This window comes from Pseudooceanicola pacificus (assembly GCF_009789075.1).
GTDB classification, from domain to species: domain Bacteria; phylum Pseudomonadota; class Alphaproteobacteria; order Rhodobacterales; family Rhodobacteraceae; genus Pseudooceanicola; species Pseudooceanicola pacificus.
Map to the genome: position 1 here is coordinate 1 of NZ_WNXQ01000001.1, position 23,672 is coordinate 23,672.

Consider the following 23,672-nt stretch of genomic DNA (forward strand, 5'->3'; position numbering starts at 1 on the left):
CTTCTGGTCGGTGCCCGAGGCCGCCGCGCTGCTGGCCGCGCCGGGCGCCTCGGCCCTGATCGCGCGCATCCCCTCGCTGGCCCCCGCCGCCGGGGCCGCCATCGCCGGGCCGACCTACAACGAACACGCCGCCGCCTTTGCCGCCAATGGCTGGCAGGTCGGCCCGCCGCAGGACATGCCAGGGGCGCGGGCCTCGGTCATCGTGCATCCCAACAATCCGACCGGGCATTGGCACGCCGCCGCACCGGACTCTGCGCTGAGCATCGTCGACGAAAGCTTTTGCGACACCGATCCCTCGCGCTCGCTGATCGGCGCGGCGACCCGGCCCGGCAGGCTGATCCTCAAGAGCTTTGGCAAGTTCTGGGGCCTTGCGGGCCTGCGCCTCGGCTTTGCCATCGGCGACCCTGCCCTGATCGCGAGGCTTGCCGAACAGCTTGGCCCCTGGCCCGTGTCGGGCCCCGCGCTGGCCATCGGCACCGCCGCGCTGAGCGATCCGGACTGGGCCGCCGCGACCCGCCAGCGCCTGCAAGAGGACGCGGCGCGCCTTGACCGTCTGCTCACCCGCACCTTCACCGGCACCGGCGCGCGGGTCGCGGGGGGCACCCCGCTCTTCCGCCTTTACGAGACCCCGGATGCCGCAGCCCTGCAGGACCGCCTGGCCCGGCATCGGATCTGGACGCGCATCTTTCCCTGGTCGCCAACCCTGATCCGCCTGGGCCTGCCCGGCCCGTCGGGCTGGGACCGGCTGGAACAGGCGCTGGCGGGCTGAGCGCGGGCATGGACACCGCCGGACTGCTGACCCTTGCCCTGCTGCTCGACGCCCTTCTGGGCGAACCCGGCTGGCTCTGGTCGCGCCTGCCGCATCCCGCCGTGCTGATGGGCCGGGGCATCGGCTGGCTGGAGAGCCGTCTGAACCGCGGAACCGGGGCGCAACGCCTTGCCGCGGGGATCCTGACGCTGCTGGCGATCGTTGCCGTTGCCGGGGCAATCGGCTGGCTGATCCAGCAGCTTGGGCCGGTGGCGATCATTCCCGCCGCCGCCATCCTGCTGGCGCAGCGCTCGCTGGTCGACCATGTGCGCGCCGTCGCTGACGGGCTGCGCATGTCGCTGGCCGAGGGGCGCCGCGCCGTGGGCCGCATCGTCAGCCGCGACACCGCCGCGATGGACGGCCCCGCCGTGACCCGCGCCGCTATCGAGAGCGCGGCCGAAAACCTGTCGGACGGGGTCATCGCCCCCGCCTTCTGGTTCCTCGTCGCCGGTCTGCCGGGGCTGGCGATCTACAAGGCGGTCAATACCGCCGACAGCATGATCGGCTACCGCACGGACCGCTACGAACGGTTCGGCAAGGCCGCCGCGCGGGCCGACGACCTGCTGAACCTGATCCCCGCCCGGCTGACCGCGCTGATCCTGGCGGGCACTCACGGCGGGCTGGGCCACTGGCGCGACATCCTGGCCGAGGGCCGCCGCCACCGCTCGCCCAATGCCGGCTGGCCCGAGGCGGCGATGGCGCGCGCCATCGGCACCGCCCTGTCCGGCCCGCGCGCCTATGACGGGCGGATGCAGGACTTCCCTTGGGTCTTTCCCCAGGGCGACCGCGCGCCCGGCCCCGACAGGATCGACGCCGCCGTCGGGGCGCTCTGGCGGGTCTGGGCCGTGATGCTTGTGGCGAGCGCCCTGCTCTGGCTCGCCTGACCGCCCGCGCTCACGACTGCGCGAGGCTTTGCCGGGCCAGCCCTGCGCCATTGCCGATGCGCGCCAGACTGCTACGGTGCGGCGATTGCACAAACCCCGAGGCCGCCATGACCCTCCGCTCCATCGTCACTGCCCTTCTCCTGACCTGCGCCGCCTCTGGCCCGGCCCTGGCGCAATGCGGCGGGGGCTTTGGCCAGTTCGTCGCGGGGCTGAAGGCCGAGGCGATCCAGCGCGGCCATGCCCCCGCCGCTGCCGACCGCTTCTTCGCCGGGGTCCGCCAGGATCCCAAGGTGATCAAGGCCGACCGCGCTCAGGGCGTGTTCCAGCTGGATTTCACCACCTTTGCCCGCCGCCTGATCTCGGCCAACCGGCTGAACACGGGGCTGTCCAAGGCGAAACAGCAGGCCGCGACATTCGACCGGATCGAACGCGAATTCGGCGTGTCGCGCGGTGTGCTGCTGGCCTTCTGGGCCTTCGAGACAGATTACGGCGCCTTCCAGGGCGATTTCAACACGCTGAACGCGCTGGTCACCCTGGCCCACGACTGCCGCCGCCCCGAGCTGTTCCGCCCCCAGATTTTCGCCGCGCTCACGCTCTATGAAAAGGGCGATTTCGACCCGGCCCGCACCACCGGTGCCTGGGCCGGTGAAATCGGCATGGTCCAGATGCTGCCCGAGGATATCCTGGAAAACGGGGTCGACGGCGATGGCGACGGGCATGTCGACCTGAAGGGATCACCCCCCGATGCGCTGATGTCGGGCGGCAAGATGCTGCGTCACCTGGGATGGCGCCCGAACGAGCCCTGGCTGCAGGAGGTCACCCTTCCCTCCGGGCTCGACTGGGCGCAGACCGGGCTGAATCACAAGAAGACAGCCGCCGAATGGACCAGCCTGGGGGTCCGCCCCCGGTCGGGCCAGTTGCTGGCGCCGGGGCTGCCCGCCTCGATCCTGATCCCGCAGGGGCGCAAGGGGCCGGCCTTCCTCGTCTATCCCAATTACGACGTCTATTTCGAATGGAACCGCAGCTTTGTCTATGTGCTGACGGCGGCCTATTTCGCCACCCGCCTGCAGGGCGCGCCGGTCTTTGACGCGGGCAATCCCGATCCCGGCCTTTCGGGCCAGCAGATGCAGACCCTGCAGCAAAAGCTGATTGCCCGGGGCTATGACGTTGGCGCGGTGGACGGGATCCTGGGGGAAAAGACGCGCGAGGCGGTGCAGTCCGTGCAGCAGCAGCTTGGCCTGCCGGCCGACGCCTGGCCGACGCCGGACCTGCTGAACCGGCTCTGACCGGGGCGGCGGTTCATCCCGCCGGACCCCGCCCGCGCCACCGGGCCGGAATGGCCCGCGCCCCGGGTTTGCAAAGCACCGCGCGGCCGGACCGCGCGGGGTCAGGCCACCAGCGCCTCGGCCTTCTTCAGATCGACCGAAACCAGCTGGCTGACCCCCTGCTCCTGCATGGTCACGCCGAACAGCCGATCCATCCGCGCCATTGTCACCGCATGGTGGGTGATCACCAGGAACCGGGTGTCGGTGCGGCGGCACATCTCGTCCATCATGTCGCAGAAGCGGGTGACGTTGGCATCGTCCAGCGGCGCGTCGACCTCGTCGAGCACGCAGATCGGCGCCGGATTCGCCAGGAAGACGGCAAAGATCAGCGCCAGCGCGGTCAGCGTCTGTTCGCCGCCGGACAGCAGGCTGAGGGTCGACAGTTTCTTGCCCGGCGGCTGGCACATGATCTCCAGCCCGGCCTCAAGCGGATCGTCGCTTTCCACCAGCATCAGGCTCGCCTCGCCCCCGCCAAAGAGGTGGGTGAAGAGCAGCGAGAAGTTCGAATTCACCTGTTCGAAGGCCGTCAGCAGCCGTTCGCGCCCCTCGCGGTTCAGGCTGGCGATGCCGCTGCGCAGGGTGCGGATCGCCTCCTCCAGATCGGACTTTTCGCTCAGCAGGGTCGCGTGTTCGCCCACGACCTCCTTCATGTCCTCCTCGGCGCGCAGGTTCACCGCGCCCAGCGAGTCGCGCTGGCGTTTCAGGCGGTTCACCTCGGCCTCGATCGCCTCGACGCCCGGCATCCCCTCGGGGTCGACGGCCAGTTCCTCCAGCAGCTGCCTGGGCGACAGCTCCAGCTCTTCGGCGATCCGTTCGGCGGCAGCGGTCACCGCCTCGTCGGCGGCGTCAGAGCGCGCCTCGGCACGGGCGCGCGCCTCGCGGGCGTCGCTGGCGGCGCGTTCGGCCTCGCGCTCGGCGGTCACGGCCTCGCGCAGCACGGTCTCGGCCTCGGCCAGGGCGTCGGCGGCGGCCTTGCGGCGGGCCTCGGCGGTTTCGATCCCGCTCGCCAGGGTCTCGCGTTCGGCGGCGATGGCGGCGGGAACATCCGCGGCCTCGGCCAGTTCCGCCTCGCTTTCGTCGCGGCGTTCGGCCAGTTCGCCAACCCGCTTGCCGGCGCTGTCCAGCCGGTTGCGCCAGTTGCCCAGTTCCCGGTCGACCTCGCCCGCGCGGCGGGTCCGGGCCTCGCCCTCGCGGCGCAACTCGTCATGGCCGGCGCGGCGCGTCATCATCGCCATGCGCGCGCCTTCGACGGCGATCTTGACCTGTTCCACCGCATTGCGGGCGGCGTCCAGGTCGCCCAGCTCCGCCACCGCCTTTTCGGCCTCGGCGGTCTGCTTGCGGGCCATCATCGCGTCTTCCTCGTGGCGCGTGACCGCCAGGCCCAGGCTTTCCAGCCGGCTTTCCGCCAGCGCCTTGTCGGCCTCGGCCCGGCTCAGCGCGCGGGCGGCATCGGCGACCAGCCGGTCGGCATCGCGGCGGGCCTGGCGGGCCAGCTTGTCGGCCTCGGCCAGGTCGGCCAGACGCTTGGCCAGATGCTCATGCGCCGCCCGCGCGCCCTCGGCCTGGTTCGAGGCCCGCTCAAGCTCCTGCTTCAGCTCTTCCAGTCGGTTGAGCTGCTGCAGGCGAAGCGCCGCAGCAGAAGGCGCATCCTCGGCCCAGGCGCGGTAGCCGTCCCACCGCCACAGGTCGCCCTCGGTGGTCACCAGCCGCTGGCCGGGTTTCAGCTGCGCCTGCAGCCGTGCGCCATCCTCCGGGTCGACCAGCCCGATCTGCGAGATGCGTCGTTCCAGCACCTCGGGCACGGTCACGAAATTCGCCAGCGACTGCACGCCCGGCGGCAGCTCCTGCCCCGCGCCATAACCCGGAAGCCGGGTCCAGCCCGACGGGCCGTCGGCATCCACCACCGGCGCGCGCAGGTCATCGGCCAGCGCCGCGCCAAGCGCCTTTTCATAGCCGGGGCGGACCTTGACCAGGTCCAGCACCTGCCCGCCCTCGGCCGTGTCGCGGGCCACCAGCCGGGCCAGGGCCGAGACCTCGGCCCTCAGCGCATTGACCTCGCCATCGGCGGCGGAGCGGTGCGCCCGCGCCTCTGCCTCGCGCGACTGGGTGTCGGCGCGGGCGGTTTCCGCCGACACCAGCGCCTCTTCCGCCCGGGCCGCGGTGCCCTGGGCGGTTTCCTCGTCGGCCCTGGCCGTCTCGGCCGCCTCGGCCGAGGCCTGCAGCGCCGCGCGGCTCTGCTTCACCGCGTCGCGCGCCTTCTCGGCCTCTGCCTCGGACCGGGTCAGCATCTTGCGGCTGTCGTCCAGGAACCGGTGCGCCGACTGATGGCGCGCGGCCAGGCGTGCCACGTCCTCGGTCAGCTGCGACAGCTCGTCCTCGCGCTCCTGCAGCAGGGCGGCGGCCTCGCGCGATGCCTCGGCGGCAGCCTCCAGCGCGGCGCCGTGCCCTTCGCCAGCGGCGGCCAGCTCCTTTGCCTCATCCTCCAGCCGGGCGATGGTGTCCCCGGCGTCCCGGTTCAGCCCCGCTTCGCGTTCGATATCGCGGGAAAGTTGCGAAATCCTTGATTTCAGCGCCTCGATTGCCTGGACGGCGCGATTTTCCCGCTCCGCCAGGGTGTCGCGCTCCACCTGCAAACGCTGCAGCACGGCCGAGGCAATCGCCTCTTCCTCGCGCTTGGGCGGCAGGCCCTCTTCGGCCGCCTCGCGCGCCTTGGCAGAGGTGCGCGCGCCGGTCTCGGCCTGGGCGGCGGCCGAGGTGCGTTCGCGCAGGGCGGCGGCGGCGGCGGTGCGCGCCTCGTCGGCCTCGCACCAGCGGCGATAGAGCAGCAGCCCTTCGGCCTGGCGCAGCTCGGTCCCGATGGCGCGGTAGCGGGCGGCCTGCTTGGCCTGCCGTTCCAGCTGCGCGATCTGCGCGGCCAGCTGTTCCACCACGTCGTCGACCCGCGCCAGGTTCTGCTCGGCCCCGTTCAGCTTCAGCTCGGCCTCGTGCCGGCGGGCGTACAGGCCCGAGATCCCCGCCGCTTCCTCAAGGATACGGCGCCGGTTCTTGGGCTTGGCGTTGATCAGCTCGGAAATCTGCCCCTGCCGCACCAGCGCCGGAGAATGCGCCCCGGTGGAGGCATCGGCGAACAGCATCTGCACGTCCCGCGCCCGCACATCCTTGCCGTTGGCCTTGTAGGCCGACCCGACATCCCGGGTGATCCGGCGGACGATCTCGACCTGATCGGTGTCGTTGAACCCCGCAGGGGCCAGACGCTCCGAGTTGTCGATCTGCAGCGTCACCTCGGCGAAATTGCGCGCCGGGCGGCTGGCGGCACCGGCAAAGATCACGTCCTCCATCCCGCCGCCCCGCATCGCGGTGGGACGATTCTCGCCCATCACCCAGCGGAGCGCCTCCAGCAGGTTCGACTTGCCACAGCCATTGGGCCCGACGACGCCGGTCAGACCATCATGGATGATCAGATCGGTCGGATCGACGAAGCTTTTGAAGCCGGTCAGTTTGAGCTTGCTGAAACGCACGCGGCGGTCCCCTGTGAGTCCGGATGGATGATTCCGGTGGTACAGGGCAGCCTGCGGATGCACCCCCTGTGAGTCAACGCCAAGCGCGCTCCATATGGCTGCGCGACCTAGGTTATCCACAAGATATTGCGCCAAAGCAGCCAATTCGCCCCGAGTCCGGCAGGATCATGCCGGCCCGCAAGCCCATCGGGCGGACCGCCTGCGCTGCAGGCATTGCCCGGCGCGGCACTGCCGCCGCCCCGTTTCGCCCTTGACGCAGGCGGCCCCGAGGGCGCAATACGGTAGCTGTATGGTTCCCCGCCAAGGGCGCAAAGCGTCCGGGGAATAATCGGGAATGCGGAATGGACGACCCAACCCGGGATCCACAGCCGCAGCCGCCCCCGCGACTGTGAAGCGGAGAGCGGGCCCTCGGACGCCACTGGGAAACCGGGAAGGCGAGGGCCGGCACTGACCCGCAAGCCAGGAGACCGGCCATGCGATCGAAACCCATCCGCCGTCGGGGTTGACGGCAAAGGAGATATGACATGACCGCACTGAGCAAATCCGCAGGCCTCGTCCGTACCGAGATCCTGGGCATCGCCGCCGTTTTCGCCCTTGGCCTGGGCATCGTGACCCTTGCCGGCCACGTGCAGGCCGCGACCCTGCATGATGCGGCGCATGACACGCGCCACGCCACCGGCTTCCCCTGCCACTGACGGCCTGACCACAGTCAGATGTTCAGACAGGTTCTGACCAGCGCGTTGTTCGCTGGGTTTGCAGCGGGGCTGATTGCCGCCGCGCTGCAACTGGTATTCGTGCAACCCGTCCTGCTGGCCTCCGAACTCTACGAGTCCGGGGAGGTCGTGCATTTTGCGGGACAGGGCAGTTCCGCCCATGTCGCCTGGGCCTTCGACCCGGTGCGCGACATGCTCAGCATCCTCTTCGCCACGCTGATCTATTGCGGCTATGCCATGCTGCTGGTCGCCGCGATGGCGCTGGCCGCCCTGCGCGGGGTCGAGATCACGCCGCGGGCCGGGCTGCTCTGGGGCATCGCCGGTTTCGTCGCGGTGCACCTCGCCCCCGCCTTCGGCCTGCCGCCGGAACTGCCCGGCAGCGCCGCCGCCGATCTGGGCGCGCGGCAGGTCTGGTGGTTCTCGACCGTCGCGGCCACGGGGATCGGGCTCTGGCTCATCGCCTTCGGCACCGGCCCGGTGCCGCGCGTGATCGGCGCGCTGGCGATCCTGGCCCCGCAGGTCATCGGCGCTCCGCATCCCGACACCTTCGTCGGCCCGGTGCCGCCGGAACTCGCCGGCCTCTTCGCCGCGCGCGCGCTTGGAGTCGGCTTTGCGGCCTGGACGTTGCTCGGCCTCTTCGCCGGCTGGTTCTGGCAGCGCGAGGCCACGATGCAGGCACAGGAGGCCTGAGGTGAAGAACACGCTCTTCATGCTGGTCATCGGGCTCTTCTTCGGCACCGGCCTGGGCTTTCTGCTGGCACAGGCCGCTCCGGCCCCCGAGATGGCGCATGACCACTCCGCCCACGGCGCGCCGCATGACGACAACGGCCCGCTGGACGGGGCGATGGCAGGGCACGACCATTCCAAGCTGATCGAAACCGGGACCCCGGTCCCCTCGGTCAGCGCCGAGGTCATGCCCGAAGGTGGCGGCGGGCTGAACATCCATATCAGCCTGGAAAATTTCGCCTTCGCCCCCGACAAGGTGAACGGGCCCGCCACCCCCGGCGAGGGCCACGCCCATATCTACGTCAACGGCGTCAAGGAGCTGCGCGCCTACGGTCCCTGGGTGAACATCGCGGGGCTGAAGCCCGGCCCGGCCGAGGTGCGCATCACGCTGAACGCCAACAGCCACGAACAGCTCGCCCATGACGGTCAGCCGATCGAGGCGACCTATCAGGTGACGGTGGAATGAACTACGCCGGGATCCGCCCGATCAGGCAGAGCCTCAGCCGCCCCAGCGGGCGGGCGTCGGCGATCACCCCGTCGGGCGCCTGCGCGTACATCCGGGCAAAGGTGGCGACCGCCTCGGCCTCGTCCGGGGTCACGCCGCCAAACAGATATGCCGCCTTTCCCTCGGCCCGCGCCGCCACGGTGACGGGCCGGGAACACAGGTTCATGCAGGGGACCACGCGCACCTCGGCCCCGGGATCACGCGCGGCCACGGCTGCGGCCAGCGCCGCCCCGTCGCCCTCGCAGTCCCCGCAGATCGAAATCACATGCCGCATGGTCCCGGGCATACGCCCCGCCGTGCCCACGCTCAAGACCGGAGCCCAAAGATGCTGACCAAGACACCCGCCACGATCATCACCGGCTTTCTCGGCGCCGGGAAGACGACGCTGATCCGCCACATGCTGTCCAACGCCAAGGGCAAGAAGATCGCGCTGATCATCAACGAGTTCGGCGACCTCGGCGTCGATGGCGACATCCTCAAGGGCTGCGGCTCCGAGGCCTGCACCGACGACGACATCATGGAGCTGTCCAACGGCTGCATCTGCTGCACCGTGGCCGAAGATTTCATCCCCACCATGGAAAAGCTGCTCGACCGCCCCGACCGCCCCGATCACATCGTGATCGAGACCTCGGGCCTGGCCCTGCCGCAGCCGCTGGTGCGCGCCTTCAACTGGCCGGGCATCTCGACCCGGGTGACGGTCGACGGCGTGGTCACCGTGGTCGACGGCCCCGCCCTGCGCGACGGCCGCTTCGCCCATGACGAGGGGGCCGTGGCCGCCGCGCGCGCCGCCGACGACAGCATCGACCACGAGACCCCGCTGTCCGAGCTTTTCGAGGACCAGCTTGCCTGCGCCGACATGGTCGTGGTCAACAAGTCGGACCTGATGAGCCCCGAGGAGGCCGCGAAAATCCTCGCCGGTCTCAAGGACGGGGCCCGCTCCGGCGTGCAGGTGATCCCCTCCTCGATGGGCGCCCTGCCGGTGGAGGTGCTGCTCGGCATGGCCGCCGCCGCCGAGGCCGATACCGAGGCGCGGCACGAGGTGCACCACCATCATCATCACGACGATGACGAGGACGACGACCACCACGATCATGACCACGACCACGGGCATGACGAGTTCGAGACCTTCATCGTCACCCGCCCCGAGATCGCTGACGCCGGCGTCTTTGCCGAACAGGTGGCCGACACGATCCGCAGCCACGACATCCTGCGCCTCAAGGGCTTCGCCGCCGTCGCGGGCAAGCCGATGCGCCTGACCCTGCAGGCCGTCGGCCCCCGCGTCGACACCTATTTCGACCGCCCCTTCGGCGCCGAACCGCGCGAAACGCGCCTTGTCGTCATCGGCCAGGCCGGCCTGGACCGCGAGGCGATCACGGCGGCGCTTTCGGCATGAGCGAGGTGGTGACCATCGCGCCGGGCGACCCGCTCGACCCCGGCGCCTCCGCCCTGCTGGACGCAAGCCAGGCGCTCATGGTCCGGCTCTACTCGGCCGAGGAGAACCATTTCCTGTCGCATGAGGCCCTGCGCAGCCCCGATGTCCGCTTCCTCGTGGCCCGCCTCGGCGAGCGGCCCGTGGGCTGCTGCGCGGTCCGCCTCTGCGACGGCTATGGCGAGATCAAGAGCTTCTATGTCGACGAGGCCGCCCGGGGTCACGGCATCGGCCGCAAGCTGATCGCGGCGATCGAAGACCAGGCCCGCGCCGACTCCCTCCCCGTGCTCAACCTCGAAACCGGAGAGCTCCTCGACGCCGCCTGCCGCCTCTACCAACGCATGGGCTACACCCGCTGCCCGCCCTTTGGCGACTATGTGGACAACGGCTCCTCCGTCTTCATGACCAAGACGCTCTGACCCGCCAGACCCGGCCCCGGACATCCGCCCGGGGCGGGCCCGCGCGGCACACCTGAAAGACAGAAACGCCCCCCGCCAAACCACCTGCCTGCCACCTGCCAGACCAACGCCCCGCCCCCTGCCATACCAGCCCGTCCACCGAGGCCACGGCTCCACCCGAGCGCCCCACAGCCCAGCACCGGCACCCGCCCTCCCGGGCCCGCCGGGGCACCAGGCGCCATCCCGCCACCTGGCACCGGCCCCGAACCAGCCGCAACCGCCGCACCAGCAGCGCCCGACTTCGCACCCCGCGGCTCCACCGCCCGCAAACCGCCAGACGCCCGGACACAACACGGCCCCCAGCTTCATCTCGTCCCAAATACTCCCGCCGGAGGCGCCCGCCCCCTCCACCATCCGAAGGCCCGACCCATGCACCTCCTCGCCGCCACCCCAGGTTCCCACGACGACGGACAGGAGCCGGTCGACATCGGCCAGACCCCGGCCGACCTGGTGGTGATCTCGGCTGCCGACACCGAACTCGCCGCCCTGTCCGAGGCCCGCGCCGCCGGCGACGGCGCCCTCTCCCTGCGCCTGGCGAACCTCACCCACCTGCGCCATCCGATGTCCGTCGACCTGCACCTTGACCAATGCGCCACCGGGTCGCGCATGGTGGTGGCGCGGCTGCTCGGCGGGGCCGGCTACTGGCGCTACGGGCTCGACCAGTTCTCGGCCCGCCTGCACGAGGCCGGGGTGCCCTTCGCCGCCCTGCCCGGCGACGACAACCCCGACGCGGAACTCCGCGCGCTCTCCACCGTGCCGGATGCCGATTACGACCGGCTCTGGTCCTACCTGGTCGAGGGCGGCCCCGAGAATGCCGCCAACTTCCTCGCCCATGCGCGCCACATGCTCGACGGGGCCGAACCGCCAGCCCCGCCCCGCCCGCTGCTGCGCGCGGGTCTCTATTGGCCCGGCGCCAGCCAGCCCGACCTCGCGACGCTGCGCGCCCAATGGCCCGAGGGCGCCCCGGTTGTCCCCATCGTCTTCTACCGCGCGCTGGTGCAGGGCGCCGGACTCAACCCGATCAACCGGCTGGTCAAGGCGCTGCTGCGCGCGGGGCTGGCCCCGATGCCGGTCTTTGTCGCCTCGCTCAAGGACCCGGTCTCGGCCGCCACCCTCGACCACCTCTTCACCCAGGCCGCGCCCGCGCTGATCCTGAACTGCACCGCCTTCGCCACCGGCACCCCGCATCAGGGCGACACCGGATCCGGGAACCCGCTGACGGCCGCCTCGGCCAATGCCGCGCCCGTGCTGCAGGTCGTGCTCTCCGGCGGGTCGGAAGAGGCCTGGGCCTCCGGCCTCACCGGCCTTTCGGCGCGCGACATCGCGATGAACGTGGCCCTTCCCGAGGTCGACGGCCGCCTCCTCTCCCGCGCGATCTCCTTCAAGGACGAGGCCTATTTCGACGAGGCCACCCAGTGCCCGATCGCCACCTACCGCGCCCAGGGCGACCGCATCGCCTTTGTCGCCGAACTGGCGCGCAACTGGACCCGCCTGCGCCAGACCCCCGCGCCCGACCGCCGGGTCGCGCTGATCCTGGCGAACTATCCCAACAAGGACGGCCGCCTCGCCAATGGCGTGGGCCTCGACACCCCCGCCTCCACCGTCGAAACGCTGCGCCTGCTCGCCGCCGGGGGCTACCGGGTCGAAAACGCACCCGCCAACAGCGATGCGCTGATGCAGGCAATCCTCGCCGGCCCCACCAACTGGCTGACCGACCGCGCCACCCGTGCGGGCGGCGTCTCCTATCCCCTGGCCGACTACGAGAAACACTTCGCCAACCTCCCCTGGGAGGTGAAACAACGCATCACCGACCGCTGGGGCGAGGCGCGACAGGATCCCTTCATCTCGTCCCAAAAACTCCCCCCGGAGGGCCGCTCTCCATCCGCCCCCGATGCCGCGGAACCCTGCTTCAAGCTCTCCATCCTGACCCACGGCAATGTCGTGATCGGCATCCAGCCGGCGCGCGGCTACAACATCGACCCGACCGAGACCTACCATTCGCCGGACCTCGTGCCGCCGCATCATTACCTCGCCTTCTACTTCTGGCTCCGCCACCACTGGGGGGCGCATGCGGTGGTGCATATGGGCAAGCACGGCAACCTCGAATGGCTGCCCGGCAAGGCGCTGGCCCTGTCCGAAACCTGCCTGCCCGAGGCGGTTCTGGGCCCGATGCCGCATGTCTATCCCTTCATCGTGAACGATCCGGGCGAGGGCACCCAGGCCAAGCGCCGGGCGCAGGCGGTGATCGTGGATCACCTGACCCCGCCCCTGACCCGGGCGGAAAGCTACGGTCCGATGCGCGACCTCGAGGCGCTGGTGGACGAATATTACGAGGCCGCCGGCGTCGACCCCCGCCGGATCGAGCACCTGCGCCGCGAGATCCTGTCGCTGACCACGGCCACCGGGCTCGACAAGGACGCGGGCCTGACGGGCCAGGACAGCGAGGGCGACCTCGCAAAGCTCGACGCCTTCCTCTGCGAGCTGAAGGAGGCGCAGATCCGCGACGGGCTGCATGTCTTTGGACAGTCCCCGCAGGGCAGCCTGGCGCGCGACCTCGCCATCGCCCTGACCCGCATCCCGCGCGGCGACGGCAAGGGCGCGGACGCCGCCCTGCCCCGCGCCCTGGCCGCGGATATGGGGCTGGCCTTCGATCCGCTCGACTGCGACATGGCCGCCCCCTGGGACGGGGCACGGCCCGCGGCCCTTGCCGATATCGACCCGAGCCCCTGGCGCAGCCAGGGCGACACGGTCGAGCGGCTGGAACTGCTGGCGCAGAGCCTGGTCGACGGCGCGACCCCGCCGGGCCCGGCCTCGCAGGCGGTGCTGGACGGGATCGGGGCCTCCGTCCGCCCGACCATCGCCGCCTGCGGCCCGGCGGAAGGGGCGGGGCTCCTCACCGCCCTCAAGGGGCAGTTCGTCGCCCCGGCGCCATCCGGCGCGCCCACCCGCGGCCGGCTCGACACGCTGCCCACGGGGCGCAACTTCTACTCCGTCGACAGCCGCGCGGTGCCGACGCCCACGGCCTGGGCGCTCGGATGGAAATCGGCGAACCTGCTGATCGAGACCCACCTGCAGAAACAGGGCGACTGGCCGCGCGCTCTGCTGCTGACCGCCTGGGGCACGGCGAACATGCGCACCGGCGGCGACGACATCGCCCAGGCGCTGGCCCTGATGGGCGTCAAGCCGCAATGGGACAGCGCCAACCGGCGGGTCACCGGGTTCGAGATCCTGCCGCTCTCGATCCTCGGGCGGCCCCGGGTCGACGTGACGCTGCGCATCTCGGGCTTCTTCCGCGACGCCTTTCCCCAGCTCATCGCCCTGGTCGACCGCGCCGCCCGCGCGGTGCAGGCGCTGGAGGAACCCGAAGACATGAACCCCGCCGCGGCCCGCACGCGGGCGGGCGAACCCGCCACCCGGGTCTACGGCTCGAAACCCGGCGCCTATGGCGCGGGGCTGCAGGCGCTGATCGACGAGCGCGGCTGGTCGGACAAGGCCGACCTGGCCGAGGCTTACCTGCAGTGGGGCTCTTACGCCTATGCCGCCGAACGCGAGGGCGAGGCCGACCGCACCGGCTTTGAAACCCGGCTGAAACAGGCCGAGGCCATCGTGCAGAACCAGGACAACCGCGAGCACGACCTGCTGGACAGCGACGATTACTATCAGTTCGAGGGCGGCGCGGCCGCCGCCGTGGCCACCCTGCAGGGGCAGGACCGGCCGATCTACCACAACGACCACTCCCGCCCCGAACGCCCGGTGATCCGCACGCTGGACGAAGAGATCTCGCGGGTCCTGCGCTCCCGCGTGGTGAATCCCAAGTGGATCGCCGGGATGAAGCGCCACGGCTACAAGGGCGCCTTCGAGATCGCGGCGACGGTCGATTACCTGTTTGCCTTCGCCGCCACCACCGGCGCGGTGCAGAACCATCATTTCGACCTGGTCGAGGAGGCCTTCCTGAAGGACGAGGAGACCCGCGACTTCATCGCCGAACACAACCCGGCCGCCCTGCGCGAGATCGCCGAGCGGCTGCAGGAGGCCATCGAGCGCAACCTCTGGACCCCGCGTTCGAACTCGGCACGGCAGCGCATCGCCGGACTGCTCTGAGCCGGCTTCCAAGTTCCTCTGGCCGGAAATATCCTCGGGGGGAGTCGCACCCGGAGGGTGCGGCGGGGGGCAGACAGCCCCCCTGCCCCGCCAGACGAAAGCGCAGCCCATGACACCGATCCGCCTGACACCGCAAGACGACATGGCCCCGGTCCACCAGCTGCTGCAGGCGGCCTTTGCCTATATGGAGCCACGGATCGACCCGCCCTCGTCCCTGCTGCGCATGACGCCGGACAGCCTGGCGGAAGAGGCCGCGCGCAACGAGCTCTGGGCGATCCGCGACCCCGGGCCGGTGGCCTGCATGATCCTGACGCCGCAACCCGGTCACCTCTACCTCGGCAAGCTGGCCGTGGCCGCGACGCATCGCGGGCGCGGGCTGGCGCGCATGATGCTGGATCACGCCGGGGCGCGGGCCCTGGCGCTCGGGCTGCCGGCGGTGGTGCTGCAGACCCGGGTCGAGCTGGTGGAGAACCACGCCGCCTTTGCCCGGCTGGGTTTCGCGGAAACCGGGCGGACGGCGCATGCGGGATATGATCGCCCGACCAGCGTGACCTTCACGCGGATGCTGGGCTGAAAGGGAGCGCCGCGGGGGCCAGCCCCCGCACCCCCGGAGTATTTCGGACGAGATGAAGCAGGGGCGGGGCGCCAGCGGCAGACGGGCGGGCGATTTCCCGGCGCGGCTTGGGGACCCGGGCGGCCTGCGGCGCAGGGGACGGGTGGCGGATCAGCCCCTTGCGGCGGCGCGCAGTTCGCGCTCCAGCGCTTCGAGGAAGCGGGACCGGTCGGCCTTGGTGAAACCCTTGCCGCCGCCCTGGCGGAATGGGTCGGCGGCGCGCAGGTCGGTCATCAGGTCGCGCATCGCCAGCGCCTCGCGCACATTGGCCCCGGTCAGGGCCTCGCCGTTGTGCTTGAGCACCCGGGCCCCGGCCTCGACGCAGCGGGCGGCCAGGGGGATGTCGCCGGTGACCACCACATCGCCCGGCCCGGCGCGGTCCGCGATCCACATGTCGGCCACATCCGGCCCGTCGGGCACGATCACCACCTCCACCAGCGGGTTCTGCGACAGCCGCAGCCCGCCGTTGGACACGAGATACATGCGGATGCCGTGGCGGCTGGCCACGCGCTCGGCCTCGGCCTTGACCGGGCAGGCATCGGCGTCGATGTAAAGCGCACTCACGCCCAGAGCGCCTCGGCGTGGAAACTCACGTGATCCTCCATGAAGCTTGCCACGAAGAAATAGCTGTGGTCATAGCCCTGCTGCATCCGGAACAGGCCCGGCTGGCGGCGGGAGGCCATCGCGGCCGAAAGCGTTTCGGGTTTGAGCAGGTCGAGGAACTGGTCCTTGGTGCCCTGGTCGATCAGCACGGGTCCGTCGAACCCCGCCTCCTGCATCAGGACGCTGGCGTCATGGCCGGTCCAGGTGGCCTCGTCCGGGCCGAGATAGGCGGTGAACTGCTTGCGCCCCCAATCCGAGCCGAAGGGATGGCAGATCGGGGCGAGGGCCGAGACCGAGCGGAACCGCCCCGGCTGGCGCATCGCCAGGGTCAGCGCGCCGTGGCCGCCCATCGAATGGCCGGTGATCGCCTGCCGGTCCGCATCGACCGGAAAGGCCGAGCTCACCAGCGCGGGCAGTTCCTCGGCCACATAGTCCCACATGCGGAAATGCGGCGCCCAGGGGGCCTGGGTGGCATTGACATAAAACCCCGCGCCCTGGCCCATGTCGTAATCGTCGTGATTGGCCACGCCCTCGCCGCGCGGCGAGGTGTCGGGAAAGACCAGCGCGATCCCCTGCTCGGCGGCCCACATCTGGGCGCCCGCCTTGACCATCGCATTTTCATGCGTGCAGGTCAGCCCGCTGAGATACCACAGCACCGGCACCGGGCCGTCCGCCGACTCGGCCGGCAGGAACAGGCCGAAGGTCATGTCGCCGCCCGTCGCCTCGGAGGCATGGGTGTAGACGCCCTGCAGGCCGCCGAAACATCTGTGCTCGAAAAGTGCTTTCATCAATTGTCCTCTTGCCGCCCGGGGCGGGTTCAGCCGCGACGGATCGTCAGGATCTCGTCCAGCGGTTTCTTGATCTTGGCCACGGCAGGCACCGTGGCATCGGCATGGGGGTGCCCGACCGCGAGGATCATCACCGGCTTTTCGCTGTCCGGCCGATCGCAGAGGCCGTTGAGAAACCGCATCGGGTTGGGCGTATGGGTCAGGCAGGACAGCCCGGCAGTGTGCAAAGCGGCAATCAGGAAACCGGTGGCGATGCCGACGCTTTCGGGCACGTAGTAGTTCTTGTACCGCTCGCCGTCATGGGTGGTGCCGTAGCGCTGCGCGAAGATCACGATCAGCCAGGGCGCGATGTCCAGATGCGGCTTGCTGACCCCGGTCCCTATGGGTTCCAGCGCCTGCAGCCATTCGTCGCCCGCGCCGCCTGCATAGAATTTCTCTTCCTCGGCCTCGGCGGCGGCGCGGATCCGGGATTTCATCGCCGGATCGGCAATCGCCACGAAATGCCAGGGCTGGTGGTTCGCCCCGGAAGGGGCTGTGCCCGCGGTTTCGATGCAGCGCGCGATCACCGCCGCGTCCACCGCGCGGTCCGAAAACTCGCGCACCGTGTGCCGGCGGCGCATCAGGTCGTGGAAGGCATCCGCCTCGGCCTGCATCTGCCCGGGTGTGAGGTCGCGCCGGTCCGGCAGCGGCACAGGGCTGTAGCTGACCTTTCCCTTATGGTACATCTCCACCTCCGCTCTGTGTCCGGTCCGTGGTGTCACAGACCCCGATGCGGGGTCAAGCGCCGCCCGCTTCGCGCCGGAAGGCCGAGGGTTTCGGCCAGCCCAGCCAGTTCAGTTCCGGCCCCGGAGAGGGGGCAACCAGCGTGTCATGCCCGGCCTCGCGCGCCAGTTCGGGATCAAAGCGCGGACCCGAGGTGCGGCGCAGGGCCCTGGCCTCGTCCAGGATCACCGGGCCGAAGGGCGGCGGCAGTTCGCGCGCGAAATCCAGCACCACGTCGCTTTCCCGGCGCGACAGCCAGATCGGGGATTTCTTGAGGAAGGCAAAGCCCTGCGCCCGGTAGATCAGCCGGGGCAGCACGTAGCTGACGCCGACGCGGATGGCGACCGTCTTGATGATGCGCTCCAGCTCGGCCCGTTCGGCCGGGCTGCGGGCGGCGCTCAGGGCCGGGACATGGGCGTCGAGCCAGGCGACGGTTTCGGGCTGGTTCAGGGTGATCAGGTCGCGGGCGATACGGTCGATTTCGCTGTCACCGCAGGCGGCGAGGTCCTTGGCGAGCGACAGCACATCGTAGGTCGCGCCGTGGGAATGGCCGCTGTCGAGCACCCAGCGGGTCAGCCCGATCTCGCCCCGGCGCACGACCGTGTTCTTGACCTGCGTCAGCCGGTATTTCTGCCAGAAGCGGCGAAAGCCCGGATCGCGCAGGATCGCCGGGCGGATCGCCAGCGCGTAGGAGGCATAGTGGAAATGCCGGTGCCCGGTCGCAAGCCGCCAGTCGGGCCCGGCGGGATTGTCCAGCTCGGTCTTGGGCACGCCGTTCTGCGAGATCGCGCCGGCATAGTCGACATCCAGCGCCTCGGCCTGCTCCAGCCAGTCGCGCGCGCCGGGCAGCGGGAACCACGAGCTGTCGTTGATCAGCACCAGCCGCTCCAGCCCGTCGAGCCGGGGAAAGAGGTGCATCACCCCGTCGCGATAGGCGCCGAAATCGTAGCCGAAATTCGGGCGTTCGATGTAATGCCAGCAGGCTCCCAGCAGGCGCGTGCGGTCCGCCGCGCCAAGCGGGAGGTTCGACACGACAAGGCAGGCATAACCCCGGTCGTTGAAATAGCGCAGCATCTCGATATGCGAGGCCTCAAGCCCCTGCTGCGGGTAGATCACCACCACCGCAACGCGCTGGCTGTCGGGCCGCGCGCCGTCGTAATGGCGGATCAGGCGGGACAGGACCCGGTCGTAATAGGGCGTCGTGCCGTAGCGGTTCTTGAGCGTCACCGGCAGGGCGAGGATCTGGCCCTTCAGCCGCACCGCCTCGCGCTTCAGCTTGGACACCTGGCGGGGCTGACGCGCCTGCAGGATCGCGGCGCCCGAGGCCACACCGTCGAGAAACGCGCGCTGCTTGGCGCGTTTGCGGGCCGAGATCAGGTTCCACGGCAGCAGCATCTGGCCAAGCGCCGATCGCCGGGCGTCGCGCGCTGCGTTGCGATGGCCGTGCTTGGCCATGGCAAGGACGCGGCTTTCCCCCAGCAGCCGGCCCTTGAAGGCCGCCATCTCTGCCGTGCGGACCGAAGACCGCCCCGCCGCATGTTCCACCCGTGCCCCCGGGACGTGGATCAGCGGCCCCACGGTGCGGCGCAGGCGGATCGAAAGGTCGTCATCCTCGTGGTACATGAAGAGGTCGGGATCGAAGCCGCCAACCGTCTCGAAGGCGGCGCGGCGCAGGAACATCGCGGCGCCGGACAGGACCGGCATCTCGATCTCGCCCGCGGGCACCTCGCGCGGCAGCCAGTCGGATTTCGGCAGCAGGACCGAGCGGCGCTTGAACTGCACCTTCCCGTCCGAATTGGCCAGCGCGGGGTTGAACCCCGAGGCACGGGGATGCCGCGCCGCCGCCGCGACAAGTTCCGCCAGTGCGCCTGCGGTCAGGCGCGCGTCGGGGTTCAGGAACAGCAGGAATTCGGTCTCGGCCCCGGCGGCGCCAAGGTTGCAGGCCGGGCCAAAGCCGATGTTGCGCGGGCTTTCGATCAGCCGCGCGCCGTGGCCTGCGCAGATCGCGCGCAGCGCTTGCGCATCGGACGAGGCGTTGTCGACCACGACCACCGGCACGCCCTGCGGGATCGAGTCGAGCATCCCCCCGATCACCCCGGTCGAGTTATAGGCGACCGAGACGATGGTGACGGAAAGGGCGGGCGTGAGGGCGGGATCGGTCATGGCTGCCTTTGGCTGTGACCGGCTTATTTAACAACAGTTTCGCCGGAACGGAACCACCGCATGCAGCCACGCCGCAAGGCCCGGCGCACCCCCGCGGACCCGGGTGGATATCGCCGGCCGGATCAGCCAACCGTCCGGCAGGTTGAATTCATTTGACGGGTGGCGCGACTCGTCATAACGATCCGGATCGTGGCGCCATTCCCGGGCGTCATCTCTTCGCAACGGACGAACCCATGCTTCACCTGAAAGCTTACGCAGCCGCGGCTGCGCTCCTTGCGCTCGCCGGCACCCAGGCCCTGGCCAGCACCGATTTCACCTGCTCGTTCAAGGGCGGCAAACCGGGCGAGGAAACCGCCGATGGCGGCCTCGGCCCCTGGCAGGAAAACGGCAAGGATTATGCCGCCACCGATGCCACCGAACGCCTTGCGGCCCGGACCGCGCGGCTGGAATGCACCGCTGCCGAAGAGCTCGGCGCCAAGGGCTGCATGTTCGTGGCCTGTGTCGAAGGCGGCGCCGAGGCGAGCAAGGCCAGCAACTGACACCGCGCGCAGGGCGCCGGACCCGATCCGGCGCCCCCCGGTTTCAGCCATCGCGGCGCTTTGCCTTGTTGCCCGTCGCATTGCGGACCATCTTGCCGAATGCCTTGTCCCGCGCGCGCCTTTCGTGCAGCGCGGCAGAGTTGAACCGGTCCTCGGCCAGCAGCTTGCGCCAGCGCGCGATCCGTCCCGGCTCCAGCGCGCCCCTGTCGACGGCTGCCCGCACCGCGCAGCCCGGTTCGCTGTCGTGCCCGCAGTCGCGGAACCGGCACTGCCGGGCCAGCGCCTCGATATCGGCAAAGACCCCGGCGATGCCCTCGGCCGCATCGGTCAGCTGCAGTTCCCGCATCCCCGGCGTGTCGAGCAGCAGCCCCCCGCCCGGCATCAGGTGCAGCTGCCGCGCCGTGGTGGTGTGGCGCCCCCGGCTGTCATCTTCGCGGATGGCGCCGGTCTGCGCCGCCCCGGCCCCCATCAGCGCGTTGACAAGGGTCGACTTGCCCACGCCCGAGGATCCGACAAAGGCCACCGTCTGCCCGGTGCCGCACCAGCCCTGCAGGCGGGCTGCGGCACCCGGTTCCAGCGCATTGAGCGTCAGCACCGGCACCTGTCGCGCCACCGCCTTGGCCCGGTCGGCATAGCCGCCGGGATCCTCGCTGGCATCGGCCTTGGTCAGCAGTATCGCGGCCTCCACCCCCGCCTCATGTGCCAGCGCCAGGTAGCGTTCCAGCCGCGCGGGATTGAAGTCGTTGTTGCAGGAGCTGACGATGAAGAGCGTGTCGACATTGGCGGCGATCAGCTGCTCCTCGCGCCCCGTTCCGGCGGCGCGGCGGCGGAACAGGCTGCGCCGGTCCAGCAGCACGCTGCGCGCCGGGCGGGCCCTGTCGTGCAGCAGCCAGTCGCCCACCGTGACGCCCGGCATCGGCGGCAAGGTGATCTCGCCGTCCGCGCCAAGGGCCGTCAGGCCCGAGCGCTGGACCTCGCTCACCCGCAGGGGCGGGGTTGCGGCAAGGTCGAGATGTCCGGCCTGCCGGATGAAGAACGCCTGCCAGCCAAGACGCTGCAGCGCGTCGGGTTCACGGGCGGGTGCGCCGGTGTCTGCCGGCGGAAAGAAACGGGAATAGTCCCTGACCATGGTTGGGGTCTTTCATGTCCTGCTGCATCGCGATGCAGCCATCGTGTCGACGGGATCCGGTCACAGCCCCAAGGGCCCGGGAAATGCACCGGGACCGGATCGCTCAATTCGGATCACAGGGAAGGCGCGCGCGCCGTCCCTCCGACATCAGGACATAAACTCTCCATCGTTCACGGGCGAAATTAGGCGCCCCGCGGCGGGCTGTCAACGCAAGCGAAAGGGCCCCGGAGATCGCTCTCCGGGGCCCTTCATCCGCGAAACGGGTGAGGTTACTCCGCCGCTTCCTCTTTCTTGGCTTCTTCGCCGGTCTCCTGGTCGACAACTTTCATCGACAGGCGGACCTTGCCGCGATCGTCAAAGCCCAGCAGTTTGACCCAGACTTCCTGGCCTTCCTTGAGCACATCCGAGGGATGGTTCAGGCGGCGGTTCTCGATCTGCGAGACATGCACCAGGCCGTCGCGCTTGCCGAAGAAGTTCACGAAGGCGCCGAAATCGACGATCTTGACCACGGTGCCCTTGTAGGTCTTGCCTTCCTCGGGCTCGGCCACGATCGAATAGATCATGTCGTATGCCTTCTGGATGGCGTCGCCGTTCGGGCTGGCGATCTTGATGATGCCGTCGTCGTTGATGTCGACCTTGGCACCCGAGACTTCCACGATCTCGCGGATGACCTTGCCGCCCGAACCGATGACTTCGCGGATCTTGTCGGTCGGGATCTGCATGGTCTCGATGCGCGGGGCGTGGGCGCTGAACTCACCGGCGCCGGACAGCGCCTTGTTCATCTCGCCCAGGATGTGCATCCGGCCTTCCTTGGCCTGGGCCAGGGCTTTCTCCATGATCTCGGGCGTGATGCCGGCCACCTTGATGTCCATCTGGAGCGAGGTGATGCCGTTTTCGGTGCCCGCCACCTTGAAGTCCATGTCGCCGAGGTGATCCTCGTCGCCCAGGATGTCGGTCAGGATAGCGTAGGAGCCGTCGTCTTCCAGCACCAGGCCCATGGCCACACCGGCCACGGCGGCCTTGAGCGGCACACCGGCATCCATCATCGACAGCGAACCGCCGCAGACGGAGGCCATCGAGGACGAGCCGTTGGATTCGGTGATCTCGGACACGACGCGGATCGTGTAGGGGAAATCGGTGGCGGCGGGCAGGACAGCCTGCAGCGCGCGCCATGCGAGTTTCCCGTGACCGATCTCGCGGCGGCCGGGCGACCCCACGCGGCCAACCTCACCCACCGAATAGGGGGGGAAGTTGTAATGCAGCAGGAAGTTCGAGCGGAAGTTGCCGTGCAGCGCGTCGATGATCTGCTCGTCGTCGCCGGTGCCGAGGGTGGTCACCACCAGGCCCTGGGTCTCGCCACGGGTGAACAGGGCCGAGCCGTGGGTCCGGGGCAGCAGGCCGGTTTCGCAGACGATCGGGCGAACCTGGTCGGTGGCGCGGCCGTCGATGCGGCGGCCGTTCTTGACCACGTCGCCGCGCAGCACGCTGGATTCCAGCTTCTTGAGGGCGGAGCCCAGGTTCGCGTCTTCCAGCTGTTCCTCGGTCAGGGACGCCTTGATCTCGTCCTTGGCGGCGGCAACGGCTGCGACGCGCTCCTGCTTGTCGGTGATGGCATAGGCGGTGCGCATCTTGTCTTCACCGGCGGCTTTCACGGCCTCGTAGAGGGCGCTGTAATCCGGCGGGGTGAAGTCGAAGGGCTCTTTCGCGGCGTCCTCGGCCAGCGAGATGATCAGGTCGATCACCGGCTGGATCTGCTGATGCGCGAAGGTCACGGCGCCCAGCATCTCGGCCTCGGTCAGCTCATAGGCCTCGGACTCGACCATCATGACCGCGTCCTTGGTGCCGGCGACAACCAGGTCGAGCCGCTGCTCGGGGTTGTTGCGCAGGCCCTGCATGTCCTCGACATCGGGGTTCAGCACGTATTCGCCATCGACAAAGCCCACGCGGCAGCCGGCGATCGGGCCCATGAAGGGCGCGCCCGAAATCGTCAGCGCGGCCGAGGCGGCGATCATGGCCACCACATCGGGATCGTTGACCAGATCGTGCGACAGCACGGTGCACATCACCAGCACTTCGTTCTTGAAGCCGGGGACAAACAGCGGGCGGATCGGACGGTCGATCAGGCGGGCGGTCAGCGTTTCCTTTTCGGTCGGCCGCGCCTCGCGCTTGAAGAAGCCGCCCGGCACCTTGCCGGCGGCATAGTATTTTTCCTGGTAGTGCACGGTCAGCGGGAAGAAGTCCTGCCCCGGCTTGGGTGCCCGGGCGAAGGTCACGTTGGCCATGACCGAGGTTTCGCCCAGGGTGGCGATGACGGTGCCATCGGCCTGGCGGGCAATCTTGCCCGTTTCCAGAGTGAGGGTTTCATCGCCCCACTCCATCGTCTTCGTCGTTACATTGAACATCTAGCGTATCCTGTGAGGGAGCTCTCGCGGCCCCTGCCGCGTCTCCCGTTGGCTTGGCGGCCCCATTGCCGCCGCCCCCAATCCTTTTGCACAACGCCGGGGGCCGGAGCGTCACGTCTCAGATGGGCGGGCCATACAGGAGTTTTGTCCACAAGGAAAGAGGGAGCCGGGGGATCGCGGCTCTCGCGGGCATTTACCGGATGTTA

19 protein-coding genes and 1 riboswitch are annotated in these 23,672 nt (G+C 69.8%); of the genes, 11 read left to right on the forward strand and 8 right to left on the reverse strand.

All coding sequences use genetic code 11. From position 1 onward, the window contains the following. The 3 genes from GLS40_RS00005 to GLS40_RS00015 form a co-directional block, all read left to right on the forward strand. The coding region (locus GLS40_RS00005; RefSeq protein ID WP_160380555.1) for an aminotransferase class I/II-fold pyridoxal phosphate-dependent enzyme at positions 1-769 on the forward strand (769 nt) is incomplete at its 5' end. A gap of 8 nt (positions 770-777) precedes the next feature. Continuing rightward, positions 778-1,692: an adenosylcobinamide-phosphate synthase CbiB gene (gene cbiB / locus GLS40_RS00010; protein WP_160380556.1), complete on the forward strand. Its 915-nt coding sequence runs from the start codon at positions 778-780 to the stop codon at positions 1,690-1,692. Between the two features lie 107 nt (positions 1,693-1,799). Then, positions 1,800-2,978 (forward strand): lytic murein transglycosylase, encoded by a 1,179-nt coding sequence (locus GLS40_RS00015; protein WP_160380557.1) that lies wholly within the window; start codon positions 1,800-1,802, stop codon positions 2,976-2,978. A 101-nt stretch (positions 2,979-3,079) separates the two neighbouring features. On the opposite strand, the gene GLS40_RS00020 is transcribed toward GLS40_RS00015, so the two are convergent. Next, positions 3,080-6,535 (reverse strand): chromosome segregation SMC family protein, encoded by a 3,456-nt coding sequence (locus tag GLS40_RS00020; RefSeq protein WP_160380558.1) that lies wholly within the window; start codon positions 6,533-6,535, stop codon positions 3,080-3,082. A 273-nt stretch (positions 6,536-6,808) separates the two neighbouring features. Further along, positions 6,809-7,025: riboswitch (cobalamin riboswitch) on the forward strand. A 34-nt stretch (positions 7,026-7,059) separates the two neighbouring features. Here GLS40_RS00020 and GLS40_RS00025 point away from each other — a divergent pair. From GLS40_RS00025 to GLS40_RS00035, 3 genes are read left to right on the forward strand one after another with little or no spacing between them, the layout of a single operon-like run. Beyond that, positions 7,060-7,230: a CbtB domain-containing protein gene (locus tag GLS40_RS00025; RefSeq protein WP_160380559.1), complete on the forward strand. Its 171-nt coding sequence runs from the start codon at positions 7,060-7,062 to the stop codon at positions 7,228-7,230. 18 nt (positions 7,231-7,248) lie between these two features. Continuing rightward, the gene (locus tag GLS40_RS00030; RefSeq protein ID WP_160380560.1) at positions 7,249-7,938 is read left to right on the forward strand and encodes a CbtA family protein; all 690 of its coding nucleotides are present in this window, start codon (positions 7,249-7,251) and stop codon (positions 7,936-7,938) included. A 1-nt stretch (position 7,939) separates the two neighbouring features. Continuing rightward, entirely contained in the window at positions 7,940-8,440 is a 501-nt protein-coding gene (locus GLS40_RS00035; protein ID WP_160380561.1) for a hypothetical protein, read from the forward strand. 1 nt (position 8,441) lies between these two features. Here GLS40_RS00035 and GLS40_RS00040 read toward each other — a convergent pair whose 3' ends face one another. Next, positions 8,442-8,765 carry a DUF1636 family protein gene (locus GLS40_RS00040; RefSeq protein WP_235905726.1) on the reverse strand — a complete coding sequence of 108 codons (324 nt, stop codon included), beginning with the start codon at positions 8,763-8,765 and terminating at the stop codon, positions 8,442-8,444. Between the two features lie 39 nt (positions 8,766-8,804). On the opposite strand from GLS40_RS00040, the gene cobW reads away from it, so the two are divergent. From cobW to GLS40_RS00060, 4 genes are all read left to right on the forward strand, one after another. Continuing rightward, the gene (gene cobW / locus GLS40_RS00045; RefSeq protein WP_160380562.1) at positions 8,805-9,872 is read left to right on the forward strand and encodes a cobalamin biosynthesis protein CobW; all 1,068 of its coding nucleotides are present in this window, start codon (positions 8,805-8,807) and stop codon (positions 9,870-9,872) included. Beyond that, the gene (locus GLS40_RS00050; RefSeq protein ID WP_160380563.1) at positions 9,869-10,327 is read left to right on the forward strand and encodes a GNAT family N-acetyltransferase; all 459 of its coding nucleotides are present in this window, start codon (positions 9,869-9,871) and stop codon (positions 10,325-10,327) included. The genes cobW and GLS40_RS00050 overlap by 4 nt, the downstream gene beginning before the upstream one ends. 408 nt (positions 10,328-10,735) lie before the next feature. Further along, the gene (gene cobN, locus GLS40_RS00055) at positions 10,736-14,467 is read left to right on the forward strand and encodes a cobaltochelatase subunit CobN (RefSeq protein WP_160380564.1); all 3,732 of its coding nucleotides are present in this window, start codon (positions 10,736-10,738) and stop codon (positions 14,465-14,467) included. A gap of 109 nt (positions 14,468-14,576) precedes the next feature. After that, entirely contained in the window at positions 14,577-15,041 is a 465-nt protein-coding gene (locus GLS40_RS00060; protein ID WP_160380565.1) for a GNAT family N-acetyltransferase, read from the forward strand. Between the two features lie 150 nt (positions 15,042-15,191). On the opposite strand, the gene GLS40_RS00065 is transcribed toward GLS40_RS00060, so the two are convergent. From GLS40_RS00065 to GLS40_RS00080, 4 genes are read right to left on the reverse strand one after another with little or no spacing between them, the layout of a single operon-like run. Continuing rightward, the gene (locus GLS40_RS00065) at positions 15,192-15,644 is read right to left on the reverse strand and encodes a YaiI/YqxD family protein (protein ID WP_160380566.1); all 453 of its coding nucleotides are present in this window, start codon (positions 15,642-15,644) and stop codon (positions 15,192-15,194) included. Beyond that, on the reverse strand, positions 15,641-16,471 hold the full coding sequence (gene fghA / locus GLS40_RS00070; RefSeq protein WP_160380567.1) for an S-formylglutathione hydrolase: 831 nt from the start codon (positions 16,469-16,471) through the stop codon (positions 15,641-15,643). The genes GLS40_RS00065 and fghA overlap by 4 nt, the downstream gene beginning before the upstream one ends. 29 nt (positions 16,472-16,500) lie before the next feature. Next, positions 16,501-17,196: a nitroreductase family protein gene (locus GLS40_RS00075; protein ID WP_160380568.1), complete on the reverse strand. Its 696-nt coding sequence runs from the start codon at positions 17,194-17,196 to the stop codon at positions 16,501-16,503. Positions 17,197-17,248: 52 nt separating this feature from the next. After that, positions 17,249-19,396, reverse strand: coding sequence for a rhamnan synthesis F family protein (locus GLS40_RS00080; RefSeq protein WP_160380569.1), 2,148 nt, complete (start codon positions 19,394-19,396; stop codon positions 17,249-17,251). A 233-nt stretch (positions 19,397-19,629) separates the two neighbouring features. Here GLS40_RS00080 and GLS40_RS00085 point away from each other — a divergent pair, with 233 nt between their 5' ends. Further along, positions 19,630-19,935 (forward strand): hypothetical protein, encoded by a 306-nt coding sequence (locus tag GLS40_RS00085; protein ID WP_160380570.1) that lies wholly within the window; start codon positions 19,630-19,632, stop codon positions 19,933-19,935. A gap of 43 nt (positions 19,936-19,978) precedes the next feature. On the opposite strand, the gene rsgA is transcribed toward GLS40_RS00085, so the two are convergent. Together rsgA and pnp are read right to left on the reverse strand one after the other, a co-directional pair. Next, entirely contained in the window at positions 19,979-21,064 is a 1,086-nt protein-coding gene (rsgA, locus tag GLS40_RS00090) for a ribosome small subunit-dependent GTPase A (RefSeq protein WP_160380571.1), read from the reverse strand. Between the two features lie 269 nt (positions 21,065-21,333). Beyond that, a complete protein-coding gene (gene pnp, locus GLS40_RS00095) occupies positions 21,334-23,466 on the reverse strand; it encodes a polyribonucleotide nucleotidyltransferase (RefSeq protein WP_160380572.1) in 2,133 nt (710 codons plus the stop codon). Between the last annotated feature and the right edge of the window lie 206 nt (positions 23,467-23,672).